Here is an 18,457-nt window from a genome sequence, read left to right as displayed (position 1 = left end):
TCGCCTTGTCCGGCCTCGACCCTCTGCCGCGTTGCCGGAATTGGGTCAACGGATATTCGGGCAAGGGCTGAATCAGCGGCTATCGGTGCAAACCGGTCCATAGAAGCCGCGTTGCTCGCTCTCGCTGATGCGCCAGGGGCCAGCAGCGTCTGTTGTATCGTCGGCACGACGCGGGTCATTGGACAATTGCTTCCTGGGCGAGCGAGCCGGAGTAGAAAGCGCTTTGACTGCCGGAGTGCGCTGATGCCGGATATCGTCAGGACCGCCGACGACATAGGTGCGCGAGCGCATATAGCAGCGCAGTTCGGGCACGGCACCGGTATCGCTTGCAGCACGATCGGCAAGATCGGCTAGGCAGATCGAACCGTTCGGTTCGCGGATCTCCAGCTCGGTGTCTTTCAGGGCAAGATTGATTTCCAGTTCGCCATCGTATCCGACCAAATATTCGGTGCCGGACGGCAGCGCCACCACCTGTGTTCCTGCCGGGAACAGGCCACGCTGCGGGTCGGACAGGCGCATAACCTCCGGGATATAATGCGTCAGGCCCAGTCGCACCTTGGCGACCGAACGGGGGGCAGCCGCGACATATTCCTCCACGCTGCTGGCAATGACATCCGGCGGGAGCTCGGCCGGATTAACCCCTACCTTGATGGTGTTGTAACCCGGCACCTCGTCGATCAGCAGACGCCCGCCACGGCCCGTCCTCCCGGCGACCCGGTTCTCGCGCTCGACCACTATATCGTCGACACCCCCGGCGTCGACGAGGATGTAGGTATCCCCCATCCCGCGGGAGGCGAAAATCTCCCCGTCAGCCGCGATCAGCGAACCACGCATGCCAATACGTGCCGCAGCAGAGCCACCCACCACTTCGCCTTGGGCTTCGAATCTCGACCAATGCTCCTGGCGGCTGACCGACATGCCGAGGCGATCCACCGTGCCTGTGCCGGCTGTGACCGAGTAGCCTGTTTTCCCCGGGCCGGTTTCCGGGGCGTAGAGGCCCGACTGGAGAAATTCATCGTCCCTCCCGTGCGAATAGCTGACCTGGCCGAACTGCGCCCCACCCAGCGAGATCGACAAGCCTGCCAGGATGGTAAAGTCCGAGCGGCCGAATCCATCGCGGCGATAACTGGCATCGAGCGACAGATCGACCCTGCGATGCAGTTCGCGTCGGTAATTCGCCGAGACGAGACGGGTTGTCCGTCTCGGCCCTGCGAATTCTCCGGCCTCGCGTTGCTTCTGCTCGATCGCCGCAAAGCGCAGGCGGCCGAATTCTTTCAGGTCGAAACTGATGTTGGCAGCCAGCAATGATGGCGGTTGGGCATCGCCATTCGCGCTCGCGACATCGGCATAGTGCGTGGAGACAGTGCGATACTCGATCGAGTAGGAGACGGCCGGACCAACGCTTTGAAAGCCGACCTGCATCATCGTGCCTGCGAGAGTGTCGTCACCGTGAAGGGCGGCACGGCTGGCGCGTAAAGTGGCGGACAGGATCCCGAAATTACCGATCACGGCATCGCCAGCCGCCCCGAGGTTCATGACCGTTTCAGTAGCTTCCCCCATCACCGTTCCGGTGAAGCGCGGACTGAACCCCTTGCGCAGCATGGCGCTGATGGCGACCGGGCCATAGTCGTTGCTGACCAGGCCGTAGCGGCGGCGGATTGCCCCGATATTGAAGGCCCCTTCCGAAAGGCCGGGCGCGAGCAGGTCGCGCGAGCCGTAGAACTGGATGGTTCGCACAACCTCGCGACCAAGCGCATCACGCACGACTACGCCCACCTCGCTGCGACCGACGGGCACGGGAATATTGCGGACGGTGAATTCGCCTGGCTGGATATCGACATTGGCAACACGCCGGTCATTCACCAGCACGTCGAGCCCGGTCGGGACCGCCACGCTATCGACGAAATCGGGCAGCGGCTGGGTCACCAGGTCCGGCCTGAGCGAGAAGTCCGTCCCGAAGCGCAAGCCGAGCATGCGCACCGCACGACTACCCGCCGGTGCCTGGTTGATGAAATCACCCACCGTGGTTGATGCCACCGCGTCGGGGTTGCGCACGGTCAGCGCGGTGTCCAGCCGTGTCACTCCCTGGTTCAGCCGATCGCCCGAGGTGGCGAAGCGCCACGCTGTATCGAACGAGACATTGCCCTTCACCAGGCGCGGCGCCACCAGCCCGCTTGCAGCCACTCCCGTCTGGTCGACCTGTGCCGACAGGTCGTAATCCAATATCAGTGCAGCGACGTCCGATCCGCTCTGTCTGCCCCTTTCGGGACGCCCCGAAAGGGAAACCATGTTCGCTCCGGTGGAATGGAGAGGAATGCGGATGGTCAGCGTGTAGCTGCTAGTATCGAAATCGTATTTCGCGCCCGGGATCGTATCGAGGTCGATGAAATCCTGTGGCGGCAGCACGCGGACAATGCCGGCGGAGAAGGCAAAGGCGCTTTGGATCGCTAGCTTGCTGCCCGTACGTCGCAGCGGCGCGATACCCTTCAATCGCTCGCCATTGAGCACGACCTCGGCAAAGAATGTGTATCCAGTGGTGTCCGGTACGCGCGCCAGTTGAGTATCCGGAAGGGCGAAAGGATCATCCCTTACACTGCGATCGGCATCCTGCGGCAGGGCGAACGGATCGGGCGCTGCGAAGGCTTGTGACGAATGTAGCGCAACAGCCAGGGTCGCCAGGCCGGTCGCCGCCCTAAGGGCAGTCTTGGCTCGCAATTTCATCGAACAGCCCCCCGTCTGCAGTGGCAGACAGGCGCAGGACTTTGCCGGAACAGGCTTCGCCTTCCGGCAGGGGAATGGCGATCCAGCTTGCGCCGTGGATATATTGCAGCATCGCGTAGTTTTCGATCGGGACCGGGATACCGTCGGCGGTCACCTGCAAATCCGACAGGCGGATTGTGCGGCCGCCGCCGTTGGCGATCATCAGGACATCTGGCTGGGCTGCGACGCGGAGCTTCCCGGCTTGCGCGGTATCGCTGCCGATGAAGAGTGGAAGGGTGAGACGAAGGCGCGTACGCGCGGTCCCCGGCGCAGCCGGTTCGTTGTCGGGAATCTCGTCGAGAACAACGCGAAAGCGCCGCTCGCCCGAATGACCCTGCGTACTGCGCGAAAGAACGTGGAAAGACTGGGCAAGACCCGGATCGATCTTCACGATCGAGGGTGAAACGGCGACATCGCGCGAGGGTGCATAATGATTTTCGCCATCATCCTGCGTCCACTCGAAAACGCGCATCTGTACCGCGATCTGCTTGTCGCCCTGGTTTCTCACCAGCATCTGCGTCGCAGCCTGGCCAGTGGGTAATTCGAGCCGCAGCGGCGTGACATTGAGGCGCGCCTGTTGCGGCTGCTCCTGCGCCATGGCGGCTGTGGCTGCTAAGGCGCCTCCAGTCAGAGATGCCAGAAACAGAAGGGGCGACAGATGGTTTTTCACATCTATCGCCCCTAATTGGTTGGCATAAATATTGGTTTAATTTCCGGGTCAGAAATTAACGGTAACCGTCACCGTATCGGTATATGCGCCGGCACTGACCTTCGCGACGCCCGAAGGAATACGGCCATAGGCAGTCACGCTGGCGGCCCCGAGAATGGTGGCCTTGCCGGTCACCGTATCGGCACCGAGCGTGTTGCCCCACCGCGACGAACGCGAGATATCCCGGTAGATATCGTAGTTGAGGAACTCGCTCCTGGCCGCATTGGCGAGGCGGCGCTGCCCGGCCACGGGATTGGCACCATTGTCGAGCTGGATCTCGTAATTGGCGTTGGCCGTGCACGCCAGGGTGAGAGTGGCAGTGGTATCGACGTTGGCCGCCCCGACATCGGTGATAGGACCGAAGTTCATGGCGGACGAGACGACCGAACAGTTCTCGAGAACCTGGGCCGAAACCGGCATTTGACCGGTTGCCTGGCCAGCCATGGCAGGCTGGGCCACGAGGATCATCGGAAGGGCGGCGAGCACGCAACCGGCTTTGAAAGTTTTGGACATGGCGAAATACGCTCCGTTGCCGATTGTTCAATTATCGGATGAGCGATTTTAAGCGGCCACAACGTAACACGGCATCAAGGTGGATGGTTAACGTGCGTTCGAGGAAACCGGTAAATACCGGATGAAAATTATTAACGCGCAAGAACTTATACAAATTATGCCGAAAAATACTTGGGCTGGGATGCTGGTAATCAACTGATGCACAGTCCCCCGTCGATCGGCAGGCACTGCCCGGTGATGTAGTCACTATGCGGTGAAGCGAAGAATACGGCGACCCCTTCCAGCCCTTCGTGATCGCCGTAGCGCCGCAGCGGAATACGCTTGGTGATCCACTCTGCAAATCGCGGATCGGCGGCCGCGGTCATGTCGGTCTCGAAATAGCCCATCAGCAGCGCATTGGCTGTGATCCGGTGCCGCGCCAGTTCGAAGGCCGCGCCGCGCGTGAGGCCGTTAACCGCCGCCTTCGAAGCGGCGTAGTTGGAGCTGCGATTGACCCCCATGATCGACTGGTCACTAGACGTCGCAATCAGTTTACCACCCCCGCCGCGCTCGATCATGTGGGCGCTGATTCGCGCATAGGTCAAAGCCACGCCGCGGGCATTGACGTCCATTACCGCGTCCCAGGCATCGGCCGTCATCTCCGGCAGGGCGCATCCGCCGCCGACCCCTGCATTGGCGAAGCAGCTATCGACCCTGCCGAACCGATCGAGCGTGTCCGCCAGCGCAGCAACAATCTGCGCGTCATCCGCTACATCGCAGGTGAAGGCGTGCGCTGCGCCGCCACCGAGGCCTGCCAGCTCGTCGACCGCGTCCGAATTTTTCTGCTGATTTCGTCCCCATACCGCAACATCGGCTCCGGCTTTCACCAGACCGCGCGCAAAGGCCAGGCCGAGCCCGCCATTGCCGCCGGTAACGACCGCCACGTGGCCTGACAGATCGAACATGTTCATGGCACCTCATTCCCCTCGACCCGGGAACCTGCCCGTCGCCCGTGCGATGGTCAATCGGATAGGCCGGGCGTGCGATGCGCGCTAGTATCGTTGCTGACCGTTGGATTCGCCGCGCGATCCGGCTAGGAGCCGCGCGACACGATCAATTAAGCGAGAGGAATAATCATGCGCCAAGTCGATCATTTCATAGTCGGTGGCACGAGCGGCGGAAGCAGCCGCAAGCACCAGATCTGGAACCCGTCGACCGGCGAAGTGCAGGCCGAAGTCGCATTGGGCGATGCCGACCTGCTCGCTCGCGCGGTCGAGACCGCCAAGCGGGTCCAGCCAGAATGGGCAGCCACCAACCCGCAAAAGCGCGCCCGAGTGATGTTCCGCTTCAAGGAACTGATCGAGTCCAATATGCAAGAACTGGCCGAGCTGCTTTCGAGCGAGCATGGCAAGGTTGTCGATGATGCCAAGGGCGACGTCCAGCGCGGGCTTGAGGTGATCGAGTATGCCTGCGGTATCCCGCAGGCCCTCAAGGGCGAGTACACCCAGGGCGCAGGCCCGGGCATCGATGTCTATTCGATGCGCCAGCCGCTCGGCATCGGCGCCGGCATCACCCCGTTCAACTTCCCGGCAATGATTCCGATGTGGATGTTTGGCATGGCGATCGCGGCGGGCAATGCCTTCATCCTCAAGCCGTCCGAACGCGATCCCTCGGTGCCAATGCGACTGGCTGAACTGTTCCTCGAAGCCGGCGCGCCCGAGGGGCTGCTGCAGGTCGTCCATGGTGACAAGGAAATGGTCGACGCGATACTCGATCACCCTGACATCGCCGCCATCAGCTTCGTCGGTTCGAGCGATATCGCGCAGTATATCTACTCGCGTGGCACCGCCAATGCCAAGCGCGTGCAGGCCTTCGGCGGCGCCAAGAACCACGGCATCGTCATGCCCGACGCCGATCTCGACCAGGTCGTCAACGATCTGTCCGGCGCGGCCTTCGGGTCCGCTGGCGAGCGCTGCATGGCGCTGCCGGTGGTGGTTCCCGTGGGAGAAGACACGGCCGAACGGCTGAGAGAAAAGCTGATCCCGGCGATCAACGCCCTGCGGGTCGGGGTGAGCAACGACCCCGACGCGCATTACGGCCCGGTGGTAACGCCCGAGCACAAGGCGCGGGTTGAAAGCTGGATCGACACTGCCGAAAAGGAAGGTGCCGAAGTCGTGATCGACGGTCGGGGCTTCAGCCTGCAGGGACACGAAAAGGGTTTCTTCGTCGGCCCCACCCTGCTCGACCACGTCACGCCCCAGATGGAAAGCTACCAGGAGGAAATCTTCGGCCCGGTCCTGCAGATCGTGCGCGCCAAGGATTTCGAGGACGCGCTGCGCCTGCCGAGCGAGCACCAGTACGGCAATGGCGTCGCTATCTTCACCCGCAATGGCCACGCCGCACGTGAATTCGCCAGCCGCGTGAATGTCGGCATGGTCGGCATCAACGTGCCGATCCCGGTGCCAGTCAGCTATCACAGCTTTGGCGGCTGGAAGCGTTCCGGATTCGGCGATATCGACCAGTACGGCATGGAAGGCCTGAAATTCTGGACCAAGGTCAAGAAGGTCACCCAGCGCTGGCCCGATGGCGGCGGCGACGGATCCAACGCCTTCGTGATCCCGACGATGGGGTAATGCGGCTTCTCGCAGGCTGTTTGAAGTTTAAGGAGAAGTGTCGATGAAAGCCCTTCTACCCTTACTCGCCTCGGCGATGCTGGCCGCTTGCGCTACCGCGCCAGTGCCAGCCGAGCCTGCCGAGCCGACCCAGCGGATGCCGGGTGAAGACAGCCCGTGCGATGCCGCACAGGCCCAAAGTTACATCGGACAAAAGGCATCGCAGGCCACCGGACAGGCGATCCTGGAAAAGACCGGCTCGCATATTTTTCAATGGGTTGCCCCTGACAGCGCGGTCACGATGGACTATCGTCCCGATCGAGTCCGCGTGAGCTATGACCGCGAGATGACGATAACGACCGTGCGCTGCGGATAGGTTCCCGGCGCAGGTGACCGGGGGATCTTGCCTGTGAATTTCCGTCTTGTTGCGCCCATGGCCCTTGGCCTCGCCCTTCCCGTTTCCGCCAGCGGCATTGCCGATGATACACCTGCCCCAGAAGCCGGTGAAGACGAGCAGGCCGAGGTCCACTTTCCGCGCGGGTTCTGGGGTGTTTATGGCCGCAATAACCACGCCTGCCGAGCGCGTGGTTTTGCCGTCGAGGGCAAGATGGGAATCCGCGAGAACAAGCTGATTCTCGAAGGACAGCCTTACGAACTCGGCGAAATTCACCGCCTATCCGATCGCATGATCGTGGCCGATTTCGTTGCTCCTGGCGGATGGAGCACCAAGGGTGTGCGGATGAGTTTCCAATTGCTCCGCGACAACAAGCTGTGGCACGCCACCTATGAAGGCAAGCCGGCCCCCAAGATTGGCTATTATCGTTGCCGCAGCCACACACGGAGCTGAGCCGCAATGTCCCCACGAAAGCGCGCCAGCTCGGGTTCGCCCTTCGAAAGCCAGTACGGGTTCTCTCGCGCTGTCAGGGTCGGACAGCACATTCATGTAGCCGGCACCGGCCCGATCGAAGCCGACGGTAGCACGACCCCCGGAGATGCAGCGGCCCAGGCGGAGCGCTGCTGCGCACTTATCATTGCCGCGATCGAGCAACTGGGTGGTAGCGCGAGCGATGTCGTGCGCACCCGCATGTTGCTGACCGACCCGGCCGACCAGGATGCAGTCGGGGCAGTCCACGCCCGCTGGTTCGGCAACGCGGAACCGGCCGCGACGATGCAGGGCGTCGCCTGGCTCTGCAGGGCGGAATGGAAAGTCGAAATCGAAGCCGAGGCGATCCTCGGCTGAAGCGTCGCTCCCCCCTTCCCTCGCTCGCAAGGCGGCGCTAGAGCGCCCCCCATGACAGGACAATTTCAGCTCACCGACGACCAGCTTGCGATCCAGGAAATGGCGCAGCGGTTCACCGCAGATAACATCACCCCCCATGCCGCCGAATGGGACGAGAAACATCACTTCCCGCGCGACGTGATCAAGCGCACCGCCGAGCTCGGCTTCGGTGCAATCTACGTGTCCGAGGAATCGGGCGGGATCGGTCTAGGCCGACTCGAAGCAGCGTTGATCATGGAGGCGATGGCCTATGGCTGCCCCGCCACCAGCGCCTTCATCTCTATCCACAACATGGCCAGCTGGATGATCGACCAATTCGGCGGCCAGGGCGTGAAGGAAAAGTATCTTCCCGACCTCATCACCATGGAGAAGATCGCCAGCTACTGCCTGACCGAACCGGGCAGCGGTTCGGACGCGGCGGGGCTCAAGACCAGCGCGCGCCTCGATGGTGACCATTACATCCTCAACGGGACCAAGCAGTTCATTTCCGGCGGCGGCGTAAACGATGTCTATGTGACCATGGTCCGCACCGGTGAGCACAAGACCAAGGGCATCACTTGTCTCGTAATCGACAAGGATACCCCCGGTGTCAGCTTCGGTGCGCCGGAGAAGAAGCTGGGCTGGAACGCCTCCCCCACCGCGCAGGTGATTTTCGAAGATGCCCGGGTGCCGGTCGAAAACCGCGTTGGCGATGAAGGCGAAGGATTCCGCTTTGCCATGATGGGGCTCGACGGGGGCCGACTCAACATCGGCGCGTGCTCATTGGGCGGTGCCCAGCGCTGCCTTGACGAGGCCGTTGCCTATACCAAGGAACGCAAGCAGTTCGACACGCCTGTGGCGGATTTCCAGAACACCCAGTTCATGCTCGCCGACATGGCGACAGACCTCGAAGCCGCGCGCGCGCTGCTCTATCTTGCGGCGGCCAAGGTGACCGACAATGCCCCCGACAAATCGCGCTTCTCGGCCATGGCCAAGCGGCTGGCGACCGACAGTGGCTCCAAGATCGTCGATGACGCGCTGCAATTGTTCGGTGGCTATGGCTATTTGCGCGATTACCCGATCGAACGCTTCTGGCGCGACCTGCGGGTCCATTCGATCCTTGAAGGGACCAACCAGGTCATGCGTATGATCGTCGGTCGCGATCTGCTGAGGCAGGGATAAGGCCATGGAAAGCAAAGACATCCTCACCCACAAACACGGCCGCGTTGGACATATTTCACTCAACCGGCCCAAGGCGCTGCACGCGCTGACGCTCGATATGTGTCACGCGATGAGCGCGGCGCTGGCCGAGTGGGCTGACGATGACGAGGTCGAGGCGGTAATTCTCGATCACGCCGAAGGGCGCGGCTTTTGCGCCGGTGGCGACATTGCCTTCCTGCGCAATTCGGCGCTCAATGACGGTGGCACCAGCGGCCGCAAGTTCTTCCATGACGAGTACCAGCTCAACCACCAGATGTTCACCTATCCAAAGCCGATCGTGGCTTTCATGGATGGCATCACCATGGGCGGCGGTGTGGGCATAGCCTTGCCGTGCAAATATCGCGTCGCGACCGAGAATACCCGTTTCGCCATGCCTGAGACCGGCATCGGGCTGTTCCCGGATGTCGGCGGCGGCTGGCACCTGTCGCGGCTCGGCGGTCGACTGGGCCAGTTTCTCGCATTGACCGGTGCGCGGCTGGACGGGTCCGAATGCCTGTGGGCCGGTATCGCATCGCATTACATGCCCAGCGAACTGGTGGAGGAGATCAAGGCCCGGATCATCGAAAAACCCAAGCGCATTGCCGGCATCCTGTCCGAACCAGTCGGCACCCCGCCCAAGGCCCGGATCGAGCAGAATGCCGACAAGATCGCCAAGCATTTCGCCAGCGACAGCTATGAAGATATCCTCGCTAGCCTCGAATCGGCTGCAGACGAGGGCGACGATTGGGCTGCAAAAGAGCGCGATACGCTCGGAACCAAGAGCCCGCAGACCTGCAAGGTGGCGCTGCGCCAACTGGCGACCAGTGCCGGACTGTCCGATTTCGCTGACAATATGGTGATGGAATACCGCATTGCCTCACGGGTGCTGACCCGGCCCGATTTCGCCGAGGGCGTGCGCGCGGTGATTGTCGACAAGACCGGCGATCCGCAATGGGAACCCGCCACGCCCGAAGGCGTGACCGAGGACCTGCTCGACCAGATCTTCGCCCCCTTGCCTGCCAATGAAGAATGGAGGCCCTTATGAGCCAGTATGAAACCATCCTGACCGAAACCGACGGCGCGGTGACCATCATCACGCTCAACCGGCCCAAGGCGCTGAATGCGCTTTCCAGCATCGTGCTGGAAGAACTGATCACCGCCTTCGCCGCCTACCAGGCCGATGACAGGCAGCTTTGCGCAATCCTGACCGGAAGCGGTGACAAGGCGTTCGCGGCGGGTGCCGATATCAAGGAAATGTCCGACAAGGCGGCGGCCGATTTTTACCGCGAGGATTTCTTCGCCCGCTGGACCAGCGAAATCGTGAAGACCACGCGCAAGCCGTGGATTGCGGCGGTCAATGGCTTTGCGCTGGGCGGCGGGTGCGAACTCGCCATGATGGCCGATTTCATCATCGCCAGTGAGAATGCCAAGTTCGGCCAGCCCGAGATCAAGCTCGGCGTGGCGCCGGGAATGGGCGGAAGCCAGCGTCTGACCCGGGCCGTTGGCAAGTCCAAGGCCATGGAAATGTGCCTGACGGGCCGCATGATGGGTGCCGAGGAAGCAGAACGAAGCAACCTGGTCGCCAAGGTCGTTCCGCATGATGAGCTGATGGACGAGGCCAAGAAAACCGCCGCGCTGATCGCTTCGATGCCGCCGATGGCAGCTATCGCCAACAAGGAAATGGTCAACAGTGCCTTCGAAATGACGCTCGACCAGGGCATCGTCCAGGAACGCCGCCTGTTCCAGATCCTCACCGCCAGCGAGGACAAGGCCGAGGGCATGACCGCCTTCATAGAAAAGCGCGAGGGCCGGTGGACGGGGAGGTAATCACCAAGGGCTTCGGCCTGATTGCCTTTGGCACGTTCTTTATCTGGCGCGGGCTCGATGGCTGGAAACAACGCCGCTCCGGTCGGCTTGGCCTGAACGAGGCCGCCACCCTCAACGGCGGTAAAGTTGATTCTCTGCCGGCCAATCGGGGGGAACGCAGCATGACCTATATCCAGCCAGTGCTAATGCTGGCGTTCGGACCCATCATGATCGGCCTCGGGCTGATCCTGCTGACAGAATAAGTGGAGAGAGAAATGAAAATCGCATTCATCGGGCTTGGCAACATGGGCGGCGGGATGGCTGCAAACCTGGTCAAGGCCGGTCACGAGGTGCGCGCCTTCGACCTCAGCGAAACCGCCATCGAGAATGCCCGGCAGGCCGGTTGCCGGACCTTCGACAGCGCCAGGGAAGCGGTCCAGGGTGTCGAAGCGGTGGTCTCAATGCTGCCCAACGGGCAGATCGTCAAAGGGGTCTACACCAACGAAGTGATTGGTCATGCGCCTGCAGGCTGCGTGATGCTTGACTGTTCCACCATCGATGTCGCTACCGCTCGCGAAGTAATCGAAGCTGCAGGTGCAGCAGGCTATGACATGGTCGACGCGCCGGTTTCGGGCGGCATCGCAGCGGCCAATGCCGGCTCTCTGACCTTCATGGTTGGCGGCGCGCAAACCGCCTTCGATCGGGCCAAGCCGATCCTTGAGGCCATGGGCAAGGCGGTCATCCATGCTGGCGACGCGGGCAATGGACAGGCGGCCAAGATCTGCAACAACATGCTGCTGGCGATCCACATGATCGGCACCTGCGAAGCGTTCCAGATGTCCCAGAAGCTGGGCCTCGATCCGCAGACCTTTTACGATATCTCCTCGGTCAGCTCGGGCCAGAACTGGTCGATGACGAGCTATTGCCCCGTCCCTGGCGTCGGGCCGCAAAGCCCGTCGGACAATGACTACAAGGGTGGCTTCGCGACGGCGCTGATGCTGAAGGACCTGCGGCTGGCGCTCGAGGCCGCCGAGAGCGCCGATGCTGCCACCCCGATGGGTGCGCGCGCGGCGTCGCTCTACGAGGATTTTGCCGGAGCCGGCAATGGCGGGCTCGATTTTTCTGCCATAATCAAGATGCTCTGACAGCGCACGATGTTGGCCTCAGGCGATGCTGTTTGGGGATGGTACACCGTGACTGCAAAGTCTCTTTGACTGGCGACCCAAAGGGCTTGAGTCAGCCACGGTGCAGTCATGTTTGTAACCAATCGATTTGGTAGCTGCCAACGCTGGAAAATGGATTCTAACTTATTTCCGGCTCGGTTCGGCGATGATCCTGTGGATTATTTTCTCGAGCCACTGCCGCGGTCGTTTGCGCCGGCCGATCGGGGCTACGAATTCCTGCCCGCGCGCGACGCTCTGCAAAAGGTTGCCATCGCGCCAGCGGTCAGAGCGATCATGATAAGACAATTCGCCGGGCCTCATCCAGTCCGGTCGTTGCCACAGGCTCGGCGGACCGCCGGGAGCGGTCAGGCACAGTTCCGGTGATGCGTTTCGGGCGGTGCGCCCCTCCCCGCAATAGACCACATCGTTACGCGCATACATGCCAAGCGCGTGAGGATGTTTGTGCGCTACCAGCGCATCGCGCTCCGACACGCTACAGCTGGAAAGATCGACGATCCGATCGACCTTGAGATAGCCGAAAATGCGATGGTGCGGCGCTCCGCCGCCTTCCTCCCGAAACAGTCCGAAGAAAACGAAGACATCGCCCTCGCGCACACCCTGGTTGCGCAAATGCGTCTGCGCCGCTCCGCATTGGCCAAACAGGCATGTTCCATCGCCCAAGAACATCGGATCATGATGGCACGGATCGTTTGCCTTCACGCGGCCGCGACTGGCTGTCTCGGCATATTGCCCCAGTCCAAGATCGGCATAGCTGGTTGCCGAGTGTCCGCTGCCCGGTATGGGAAGCGACAAGGGCCGGCCTTGCACGATCGGGGATGCACCTCCACCCGAAGCGCTGTCGAACCCCTTTCGGCTGAAAATGATGCGCATGGGCGAAATCTTATTACCGTCCGATACCAAGTGGCCGTTTGCGCGGCCGCCAGATTAGGATAGGAGGCCGCGCGATGACCAAGGTTACCGCATTGATCATGGCCGGCAAGCGTTCCGGCACGCTCGATCCCCTCGCCGCGCGCGCGGGGGTCAGCCAGAAAAGCGTCGTGCCTGTCCATGGCAAGCCGATGATCGAGCACGTGGTCGAGGCCGTGGCGGCGTGCGACCGGGTCGGTGCGATCCACGTTGTCGCGCATGAACCGGAAGAGATTGCCGCCATCCCGCTGGTGGCGCGGCTGGCGGCGGAAGGCCGGCTGGTGTTTAAACCCGGCGCCTTCAACCTCGTCGACAGCGTGTTCACCGGCGCCGATGGGGCCGAATTCCCGCTGATGATCACGACCTCGGACAATTGCCTGGTGACCGCGCAGGGTTATGCCGAGTTCATCGACAAGGCGCTGGCCGAGAAAGCGGGCGCTGCGGCTGCACTGGCGCGGGCGGAGGACGTCAAGGCCGCCGATCCCGAAGGCCAGAAGCTGTTCTACGAATTCACCGATGGCGGCTATTCCAACTGCAACACCTACTGGATCGGCTCGCAAGAGGCGCTGGGGGCAGCGGAAATCCTGCGCGGGGGTGGGCAGTTCGTCAAATATCCCAGCCGCATCGCCAAAGCCTTCGGCCTGATCAACCTCGTCCGGTTCTATTTCGGCTGGGGCAGCAAGGAAAAGCTGTTCGCCAATATCTCGCGCAAATTCGGCTACAAGCTGGTGCCGATCGTGCTGTCGAACGGCGAATTCGCCATCGATGTCGACGAAGAACGCTCTTTCAAGATAACCGAAAAGCTGCTCGCCCGGCGCGAAGCGGCTGGCTGAACGAGAGCACGGTCCGGTGCGGCGCATCTTCAAGAACATGGGCTGGCTGCTTGGCGGGCGCGGTTTCAATGCCGTGCTCAGCCTGGTCTATCTCGCGCTTGCCACCCGCACGCTCGGGCTCGACGGGTTTGGCTATTTCGCAATTATCGTCGCCATGGGTCAGACGGTCACCGGGCTGGTCAATTTCCAGACCTGGCAGTTCGTCGTGCGCTGGGGTGCGGGGCCTGACGGCGCGGCACGCGCGGCCGGTTTCGCCGTCGCTCTCGACATCTTGTCGGCCATCGTCGGAACGCTGATTTCGGCCGCGCTTGTCGCCACGGCGCAATTGTGGCTGCCCCTGCCCGACGAACTTCTATGGGTGACCTTCGGCTATTGCGTAGTTTCGCTTCTGTCGATCCGCTCGACCCCGACTGGCCTTTTGCGGCTGCGCTTTGAATATGCCCGCGCAACCGCGGCCGAGGCGGTGCAACCGGCGATCCGGGCGATTGGTGCGGGACTTGCCGTGCTGTTCATGCCGACCGTGGCCGGTTTCATTCTTGCCTGGGCGGCGGCGGAAATCGCGGTGGCTGTCGCGCTATGGATCGCGGCCCTGCGCACCGAGAAGATCGACCTGTCCGAAATCAGCCTGACGACGATACCCCGCGCCCATCCCGGCTCCTGGCGTTTCGTGCTTTCGACCAATGCCCTGGGCAGCCTGCAAGTGGCCGGCAAGCAGGTGATGATCCTGCTGGTCGGGGCCATCGGCGGCGAGGCGTTTGCCGGCGGTTTCCGGGTGGCCAGCCAGCTGGGACAAGCGCTGGTGCAACTGGCGCAGACCGTTTCCAAGGCGATCTTCCCCGAGCTGGTCCACGCCCGTGAACGGGCCGCAGATATTGCCCGCCGCATGGCCAATATGGCGCTGGTAGGTGGCGCGCTGGCAGTAATCGTGGCGCTCGTCGCCGGACGCGAGGCGCTGGTCCTGATCGCCGGGGAAGATTTCGATGTCGTGTACTGGGCGATGGTCATCCTCGCCGTTGGCGGCGCGGTCGAACTGGTCGGCGCGAGCCTGGAATCGCTGCTTGTAAGCGCCGGGCGCGCAGGCACGGCTTTCCTCGTGCGCGGAGTGCCGATGGCGCTGGCATTCGCCCTGCTCGACGTCGCGATGGGCTGGCAAGGCCTTAAAGGCGCAGCGCTGTGCATGCTCGGCGCAAGCGCGCTGGCCGTGATCGGCTACTGGGTCGCCATCCTCGGCCAGCAGGGCATCCGCATCGAGCTTGATGCCGATGACAAAGCGACCGGGCGCGATACCAACAACGACACCCGGCCAGCCTAGCTAAGTCAGCTCCCGCCCTGCTCGCTCATGGTCGGCTTGCCCGCCGGAGCGACTTCGCCTTCCCATGCCAATACCGGCTTACGCGCGGCGGTAGTTTCGTCGAGGCGGCGACGTGGGGCGTAATAGGGGGCCTGCTTAAGGCTCTCGTCGCCGCTTTTCGCGCGCTCGGCGACCGAACGGAATGCGGCAATGAACTGGTCGAGTGCAGCCTTGCTCTCGGTCTCGGTCGGTTCAACCAGCATGGCACCATGCACCACCAGCGGAAAATAGACCGTCATCGGGTGATAGCCCTCGTCGATCAGGCCCTTGGCAAGATCGAGCGTCGACAGGCCGTTCTCGAAACCCTTATCGCCGAACAGCGCCTCGTGCATGCACGGACCGCTCGCAGCATAAGGCGCGTGGAGCACGTCTTCCAGGCTGCGCAGGATGTAATTGGCATTGAGCACGGCATCCTCGGCAACTTGCGCCAGGCCATCGGCACCGTGGCTGAGGATATAGGTCAGTGCGCGGGTGAACATGCCCATCTGGCCATGGAACGCGGTCATCCGGCCAAAGGCATCAGTATGGCCGAACTCGGCGGCGTTCTCTTCCTCGACCAGGTGGACGGTCCCGTCCTCCATTCGCGCGGTGAACGGCAACGGGCCGTAGGGGCTCAGCGCCTCTGACAGCACCACGGGGCCCGAGCCCGGACCGCCGCCGCCATGCGGGGTGGAGAAGGTCTTGTGCAGATTGATGTGCATCGCGTCGACGCCGAGATCGCCGGGGCGCACCTTGCCGACGATGGCGTTAAAATTCGCGCCGTCGCAATAGACGAAACCGCCGGCCGCGTGGACCGCGTCGGAGATCGCCTTCATGTCACGTTCGAACAATCCGCAGGTGTTGGGATTGGTGATCATCACCGCCGCAACATCCGGGCCGAGGCGATCCTTAAGGGCAGCCAGATCGACGCGGCCATCCTCGGTCGCGGGAATATTCTCGACCCTATAGCCCGCAAAGGCAGCGGTGGCGGGATTGGTGCCGTGCGCGCTTTCGGGCACCAGCACCACCTCGCGGGCATCGCCGCGAGCTTCGAGTGCAGCGCGAATGCACAGGATACCGCACAGTTCGCCATGCGCCCCGGCCTTGGGGCTCATCGCGACGCCGTGCATTCCGGTCAGTTCGATCAGCCAGTTAGCCAGTTCGTTGATGACTTCGAGCGCGCCGCGGATGGTCGATTGCGGCTGCAGCGGGTGGACATCGGCAAAGCCGGGCATCCGCGCCACCTTCTCGTTGAGGCGCGGATTGTGCTTCATGGTGCAACTGCCGAGCGGGAACAGGCCAAGATCGATGGCATAGTTCTGGCGGCTGAGGCGGGTGTAGTGGCGAACGGTCCCGGGTTCGGACAAGCCAACAAGGCCGATCGCGTCTTCACGCGCGAAGCCGCCCAACCGGTTGGCGGCATCGGCAGAAGGCTCGGGCAGGTCCACGCCTGTCTCGTCCGCATGGCCGATTTCGAACAGCAGCGGCTCTTCGAGCATCAGTGCACGGTTGCCGGTGATGGTGGCAGGGCCATTATGCATCCCGTCTTCACCAGCCGGGGTCATCTCGGGCTTCCAGCCCGATGCGTTGGGCGCGTTCATGCCAGCACCTCCTCGAGAGCGGTGGCGAGGGCTTCGATGTCCTCCTCGCTAGTGGTTTCGGTGGTGGCGACGACGAGCGCATCGGACAGCGCATCGATATCGGGATAGAGCCGTCCGAGCGATACGCCTGCCAGCACGCCCTTGTCGGCGAGCGTGCGCACAACCTTGCGCGCATCCTGCCCCAGCGTGACGGTGAACTCATTGAAAAAATTGGCGTTGAGCACGCTTACCCCCGGCACCTTGGCCAGCCGGTCCGCTGTCAGGCAGGCAAGCCGATGGTTTTCGGCCGCCAATTGCCGCAGACCCTTCTCGCCCAGCAAGGTCATGTGGACGCTGAAGGCCAGCGCGCACAATCCGCTGTTGGTGCAGATATTGCTGGTCGCCTTCTCGCGGCGAATGTGTTGCTCGCGGGTCGACAGAGTGAGGACGAAACCGCGTTTGCCCTCGGCATCGGTTGTTTCGCCGCACAGGCGACCCGGCATCTGGCGGACATGTTTCTTGTCACGCACCGCGAACAGGCCGAGATACGGCCCGCCGAACTGCAGCCCGACACCGATCGACTGGCCTTCGCCCACGACGATGTCCGCGCCCATTTCACCCGGCGACTTGATCGCGCCAAGCGCTACCGGCTCAGTGTTCACGGCAATCAGCAGCGCGCCCTTTTCATGCGCGGCATCAGCGATGCGCGAAAGATCCGAAATGCGTCCGAGAATGTCGGGATATTGCACCACCACGCAGCTCGTCTTGTCGTCGATCCGCGCGATCAGGCCGTCGATATCGGCCTCGGGCTGGATCGTCGGCTCGGCCCCGGCGACCTCGTCGCTGGTGAACTTCGCCATGGTGCGCACCACTTCAGCATAATGCGGGTGCAGTGCGCCCGAGAGTACGACGCGGTCCCGCTTGGTCACCCGGCTGGCCATGGCGACCGCTTCCCAGCACGCGGTCGAGCCGTCGTACATCGAGGCATTCGCAACCGTGCAGCCATAGAGCCGCGCGACCTGCGTCTGGAACTCGAACAGCATCTGCAGCGTGCCCTGCGCGATTTCGGGCTGGTAAGGCGTATAGGCAGTCAGGAACTCGCCGCGCTGGATGATGTGATCGACCGAAGCCGGTACGTGGTGGCGATAGGCCCCTGCCCCGAGGAAGAACGGCGCATCGGCTGCGGCCAAGTTCTTCTTGCTCAGCAGCCGCATGTGCTTTTCAACTGCCATCTCGCTGGCATGCATCGGCAGGCCGTGAATCGGCCCATCGAGCCGCGCCTCCTCGGGCACATCGACGAACAATTCGTCGATCGAGGAAGCGCCCACACGCGCGAGCATCGCGCCGCGATCGGTATCGGTCAGGGGAAGGTAACGCATTGTCACTCCAATTCCGCGCGGTGGCGGGGAAGTTCGTTAAAGCTCGTCGCAGAAGGCTTTATAGGCCTTGGCGTCCATCAGCCCTTCGAGCTCGGACTTGTCGGCCACGGTGATGCGGAAGAACCAGCCTTCTTCTTCCGGCGAGGTATTGACCAGCGCGGGATCGTCTTCGAGCGCGGAATTGGCTTCCATCACCTCGCCGGTGATCGGGGCGTAGACATCGCTCGCCGCCTTGACGCTTTCGACCACGGCCGCTTCGCCGCCCTTTTCGACATTGCTGCCGACATCGGGCAATTCGACGAAGACGATATCGCCAAGCTGTTCCTGGGCGTAATCGGTGATCCCGACCGTCGCGAGGTCCCCCTCGAGATCGATCCATTCATGCTCATCAGTGAAGTAACGGGCCAT

Annotated in this window: 19 protein-coding genes; 11 read left to right on the top strand and 8 right to left on the bottom strand. The window is 62.6% G+C overall.

Features of this window, described 5'->3' with window-relative positions:
- Positions 1 to 72 precede the first annotated feature (72 nt).
- The 4 genes from ACXYL9_RS04275 to ACXYL9_RS04260 all read right to left on the bottom strand — a co-directional run bounded on the left by ACXYL9_RS04275 (position 73) and on the right by ACXYL9_RS04260 (position 4,932).
- Positions 73 to 2,721, bottom strand: coding sequence for a fimbria/pilus outer membrane usher protein (locus ACXYL9_RS04275; RefSeq protein WP_459038346.1), 2,649 nt, complete (start codon positions 2,719 to 2,721; stop codon positions 73 to 75).
- The gene (locus ACXYL9_RS04270; RefSeq protein WP_459038345.1) at positions 2,693 to 3,358 is read right to left on the bottom strand and encodes a fimbrial biogenesis chaperone; all 666 of its coding nucleotides are present in this window, start codon (positions 3,356 to 3,358) and stop codon (positions 2,693 to 2,695) included. The genes ACXYL9_RS04275 and ACXYL9_RS04270 overlap by 29 nt, the downstream gene beginning before the upstream one ends.
- 120 nt (positions 3,359 to 3,478) lie before the next feature.
- Positions 3,479 to 3,982, bottom strand: a complete 504-nt coding sequence (locus ACXYL9_RS04265) for a Csu type fimbrial protein (protein WP_459038344.1) — start codon at positions 3,980 to 3,982, stop codon at positions 3,479 to 3,481.
- 191 nt (positions 3,983 to 4,173) lie between these two features.
- Positions 4,174 to 4,932 (bottom strand): SDR family NAD(P)-dependent oxidoreductase, encoded by a 759-nt coding sequence (locus ACXYL9_RS04260; protein ID WP_459038343.1) that lies wholly within the window; start codon positions 4,930 to 4,932, stop codon positions 4,174 to 4,176.
- A gap of 165 nt (positions 4,933 to 5,097) precedes the next feature.
- Here ACXYL9_RS04260 and ACXYL9_RS04255 point away from each other — a divergent pair, with 165 nt between their 5' ends.
- From ACXYL9_RS04255 to mmsB, 9 genes are read left to right on the top strand one after another with little or no spacing between them, the layout of a single operon-like run.
- Positions 5,098 to 6,594: a CoA-acylating methylmalonate-semialdehyde dehydrogenase gene (locus tag ACXYL9_RS04255; RefSeq protein ID WP_459038342.1), complete on the top strand. Its 1,497-nt coding sequence runs from the start codon at positions 5,098 to 5,100 to the stop codon at positions 6,592 to 6,594.
- 43 nt (positions 6,595 to 6,637) lie between these two features.
- Positions 6,638 to 6,949, top strand: coding sequence for an I78 family peptidase inhibitor (locus tag ACXYL9_RS04250; RefSeq protein ID WP_459038341.1), 312 nt, complete (start codon positions 6,638 to 6,640; stop codon positions 6,947 to 6,949).
- Positions 6,950 to 7,006: 57 nt separating this feature from the next.
- Positions 7,007 to 7,420, top strand: coding sequence for a hypothetical protein (locus tag ACXYL9_RS04245; protein WP_459038340.1), 414 nt, complete (start codon positions 7,007 to 7,009; stop codon positions 7,418 to 7,420).
- Positions 7,421 to 7,426: 6 nt separating this feature from the next.
- Positions 7,427 to 7,813 carry a RidA family protein gene (locus ACXYL9_RS04240; protein ID WP_459038339.1) on the top strand — a complete coding sequence of 129 codons (387 nt, stop codon included), beginning with the start codon at positions 7,427 to 7,429 and terminating at the stop codon, positions 7,811 to 7,813.
- 51 nt (positions 7,814 to 7,864) lie between these two features.
- Positions 7,865 to 9,013 (top strand): acyl-CoA dehydrogenase family protein, encoded by a 1,149-nt coding sequence (locus ACXYL9_RS04235; protein ID WP_459038338.1) that lies wholly within the window; start codon positions 7,865 to 7,867, stop codon positions 9,011 to 9,013.
- 4 nt (positions 9,014 to 9,017) lie between these two features.
- Entirely contained in the window at positions 9,018 to 10,076 is a 1,059-nt protein-coding gene (locus ACXYL9_RS04230; RefSeq protein ID WP_459038337.1) for an enoyl-CoA hydratase/isomerase family protein, read from the top strand.
- Entirely contained in the window at positions 10,073 to 10,858 is a 786-nt protein-coding gene (locus tag ACXYL9_RS04225; protein ID WP_459038336.1) for an enoyl-CoA hydratase-related protein, read from the top strand. The genes ACXYL9_RS04230 and ACXYL9_RS04225 overlap by 4 nt, the downstream gene beginning before the upstream one ends.
- Positions 10,843 to 11,100: a hypothetical protein gene (locus ACXYL9_RS04220; protein WP_459038335.1), complete on the top strand. Its 258-nt coding sequence runs from the start codon at positions 10,843 to 10,845 to the stop codon at positions 11,098 to 11,100. The genes ACXYL9_RS04225 and ACXYL9_RS04220 overlap by 16 nt, the downstream gene beginning before the upstream one ends.
- A 12-nt stretch (positions 11,101 to 11,112) precedes the next feature.
- Complete coding sequence (mmsB, locus tag ACXYL9_RS04215) at positions 11,113 to 11,982, top strand: 3-hydroxyisobutyrate dehydrogenase (RefSeq protein WP_459038334.1); 870 nt, start codon at positions 11,113 to 11,115, stop codon at positions 11,980 to 11,982.
- 162 nt (positions 11,983 to 12,144) lie between these two features.
- On the opposite strand, the gene ACXYL9_RS04210 is transcribed toward mmsB, so the two are convergent.
- Entirely contained in the window at positions 12,145 to 12,891 is a 747-nt protein-coding gene (locus tag ACXYL9_RS04210; protein WP_459038333.1) for an Nmad3 family putative nucleotide modification protein, read from the bottom strand.
- A 74-nt stretch (positions 12,892 to 12,965) separates the two neighbouring features.
- Between ACXYL9_RS04210 and ACXYL9_RS04205 the strand changes: the two genes are divergently transcribed.
- Positions 12,966 to 13,760 carry an NTP transferase domain-containing protein gene (locus ACXYL9_RS04205; protein WP_459038332.1) on the top strand — a complete coding sequence of 265 codons (795 nt, stop codon included), beginning with the start codon at positions 12,966 to 12,968 and terminating at the stop codon, positions 13,758 to 13,760.
- 16 nt (positions 13,761 to 13,776) lie between these two features.
- Positions 13,777 to 15,072, top strand: coding sequence for a lipopolysaccharide biosynthesis protein (locus ACXYL9_RS04200; RefSeq protein ID WP_459038331.1), 1,296 nt, complete (start codon positions 13,777 to 13,779; stop codon positions 15,070 to 15,072).
- 5 nt (positions 15,073 to 15,077) lie between these two features.
- Here ACXYL9_RS04200 and gcvPB read toward each other — a convergent pair whose 3' ends face one another.
- From gcvPB to gcvH, 3 genes are read right to left on the bottom strand one after another with little or no spacing between them, the layout of a single operon-like run.
- On the bottom strand, positions 15,078 to 16,691 hold the full coding sequence (gene gcvPB, locus ACXYL9_RS04195; RefSeq protein ID WP_459038330.1) for an aminomethyl-transferring glycine dehydrogenase subunit GcvPB: 1,614 nt from the start codon (positions 16,689 to 16,691) through the stop codon (positions 15,078 to 15,080).
- Complete coding sequence (gene gcvPA / locus ACXYL9_RS04190; protein WP_459038329.1) at positions 16,688 to 18,049, bottom strand: aminomethyl-transferring glycine dehydrogenase subunit GcvPA; 1,362 nt, start codon at positions 18,047 to 18,049, stop codon at positions 16,688 to 16,690. The genes gcvPB and gcvPA overlap by 4 nt, the downstream gene beginning before the upstream one ends.
- A gap of 36 nt (positions 18,050 to 18,085) precedes the next feature.
- Entirely contained in the window at positions 18,086 to 18,457 is a 372-nt protein-coding gene (gcvH, locus tag ACXYL9_RS04185) for a glycine cleavage system protein GcvH (RefSeq protein ID WP_459038328.1), read from the bottom strand.

It is taken from the genome of Qipengyuania sp. CAU 1752 (genome assembly GCF_054482615.1).
The sequence above is the reverse complement of the archived record's forward strand: the minus strand, read 5'-3'. Positions and strand labels throughout refer to the sequence as shown.

Bases quoted from the DNA above. Each gene is read 5' to 3' on its own strand.
- ACXYL9_RS04275 (WP_459038346.1), bottom strand. From the start codon at position 2,721: ATGAAATTGCGAGCCAAGACTGCCCTTAGGGCGGCGACCGGCCTGGCG.
- ACXYL9_RS04270 (WP_459038345.1), bottom strand. From the start codon at position 3,358: ATGGCGCAGGAGCAGCCGCAACAGGCGCGCCTCAATGTCACGCCGCTG.
- ACXYL9_RS04265 (WP_459038344.1), bottom strand. From the start codon at position 3,982: ATGTCCAAAACTTTCAAAGCCGGTTGCGTGCTCGCCGCCCTTCCGATG.
- ACXYL9_RS04260 (WP_459038343.1), bottom strand. From the start codon at position 4,932: ATGAACATGTTCGATCTGTCAGGCCACGTGGCGGTCGTTACCGGCGGC.
- ACXYL9_RS04255 (WP_459038342.1), top strand. From the start codon at position 5,098: ATGCGCCAAGTCGATCATTTCATAGTCGGTGGCACGAGCGGCGGAAGC.
- ACXYL9_RS04250 (WP_459038341.1), top strand. From the start codon at position 6,638: ATGAAAGCCCTTCTACCCTTACTCGCCTCGGCGATGCTGGCCGCTTGC.
- ACXYL9_RS04245 (WP_459038340.1), top strand. From the start codon at position 7,007: ATGGCCCTTGGCCTCGCCCTTCCCGTTTCCGCCAGCGGCATTGCCGAT.
- ACXYL9_RS04240 (WP_459038339.1), top strand. From the start codon at position 7,427: ATGTCCCCACGAAAGCGCGCCAGCTCGGGTTCGCCCTTCGAAAGCCAG.
- ACXYL9_RS04235 (WP_459038338.1), top strand. From the start codon at position 7,865: ATGACAGGACAATTTCAGCTCACCGACGACCAGCTTGCGATCCAGGAA.
- ACXYL9_RS04230 (WP_459038337.1), top strand. From the start codon at position 9,018: ATGGAAAGCAAAGACATCCTCACCCACAAACACGGCCGCGTTGGACAT.
- ACXYL9_RS04225 (WP_459038336.1), top strand. From the start codon at position 10,073: ATGAGCCAGTATGAAACCATCCTGACCGAAACCGACGGCGCGGTGACC.
- mmsB (WP_459038334.1), top strand. From the start codon at position 11,113: ATGAAAATCGCATTCATCGGGCTTGGCAACATGGGCGGCGGGATGGCT.
- ACXYL9_RS04210 (WP_459038333.1), bottom strand. From the start codon at position 12,891: ATGCGCATCATTTTCAGCCGAAAGGGGTTCGACAGCGCTTCGGGTGGA.
- ACXYL9_RS04205 (WP_459038332.1), top strand. From the start codon at position 12,966: ATGACCAAGGTTACCGCATTGATCATGGCCGGCAAGCGTTCCGGCACG.
- gcvPB (WP_459038330.1), bottom strand. From the start codon at position 16,691: ATGAACGCGCCCAACGCATCGGGCTGGAAGCCCGAGATGACCCCGGCT.
- gcvPA (WP_459038329.1), bottom strand. From the start codon at position 18,049: ATGCGTTACCTTCCCCTGACCGATACCGATCGCGGCGCGATGCTCGCG.
- gcvH (WP_459038328.1), bottom strand. From the start codon at position 18,457: ATGGCCCGTTACTTCACTGATGAGCATGAATGGATCGATCTCGAGGGG.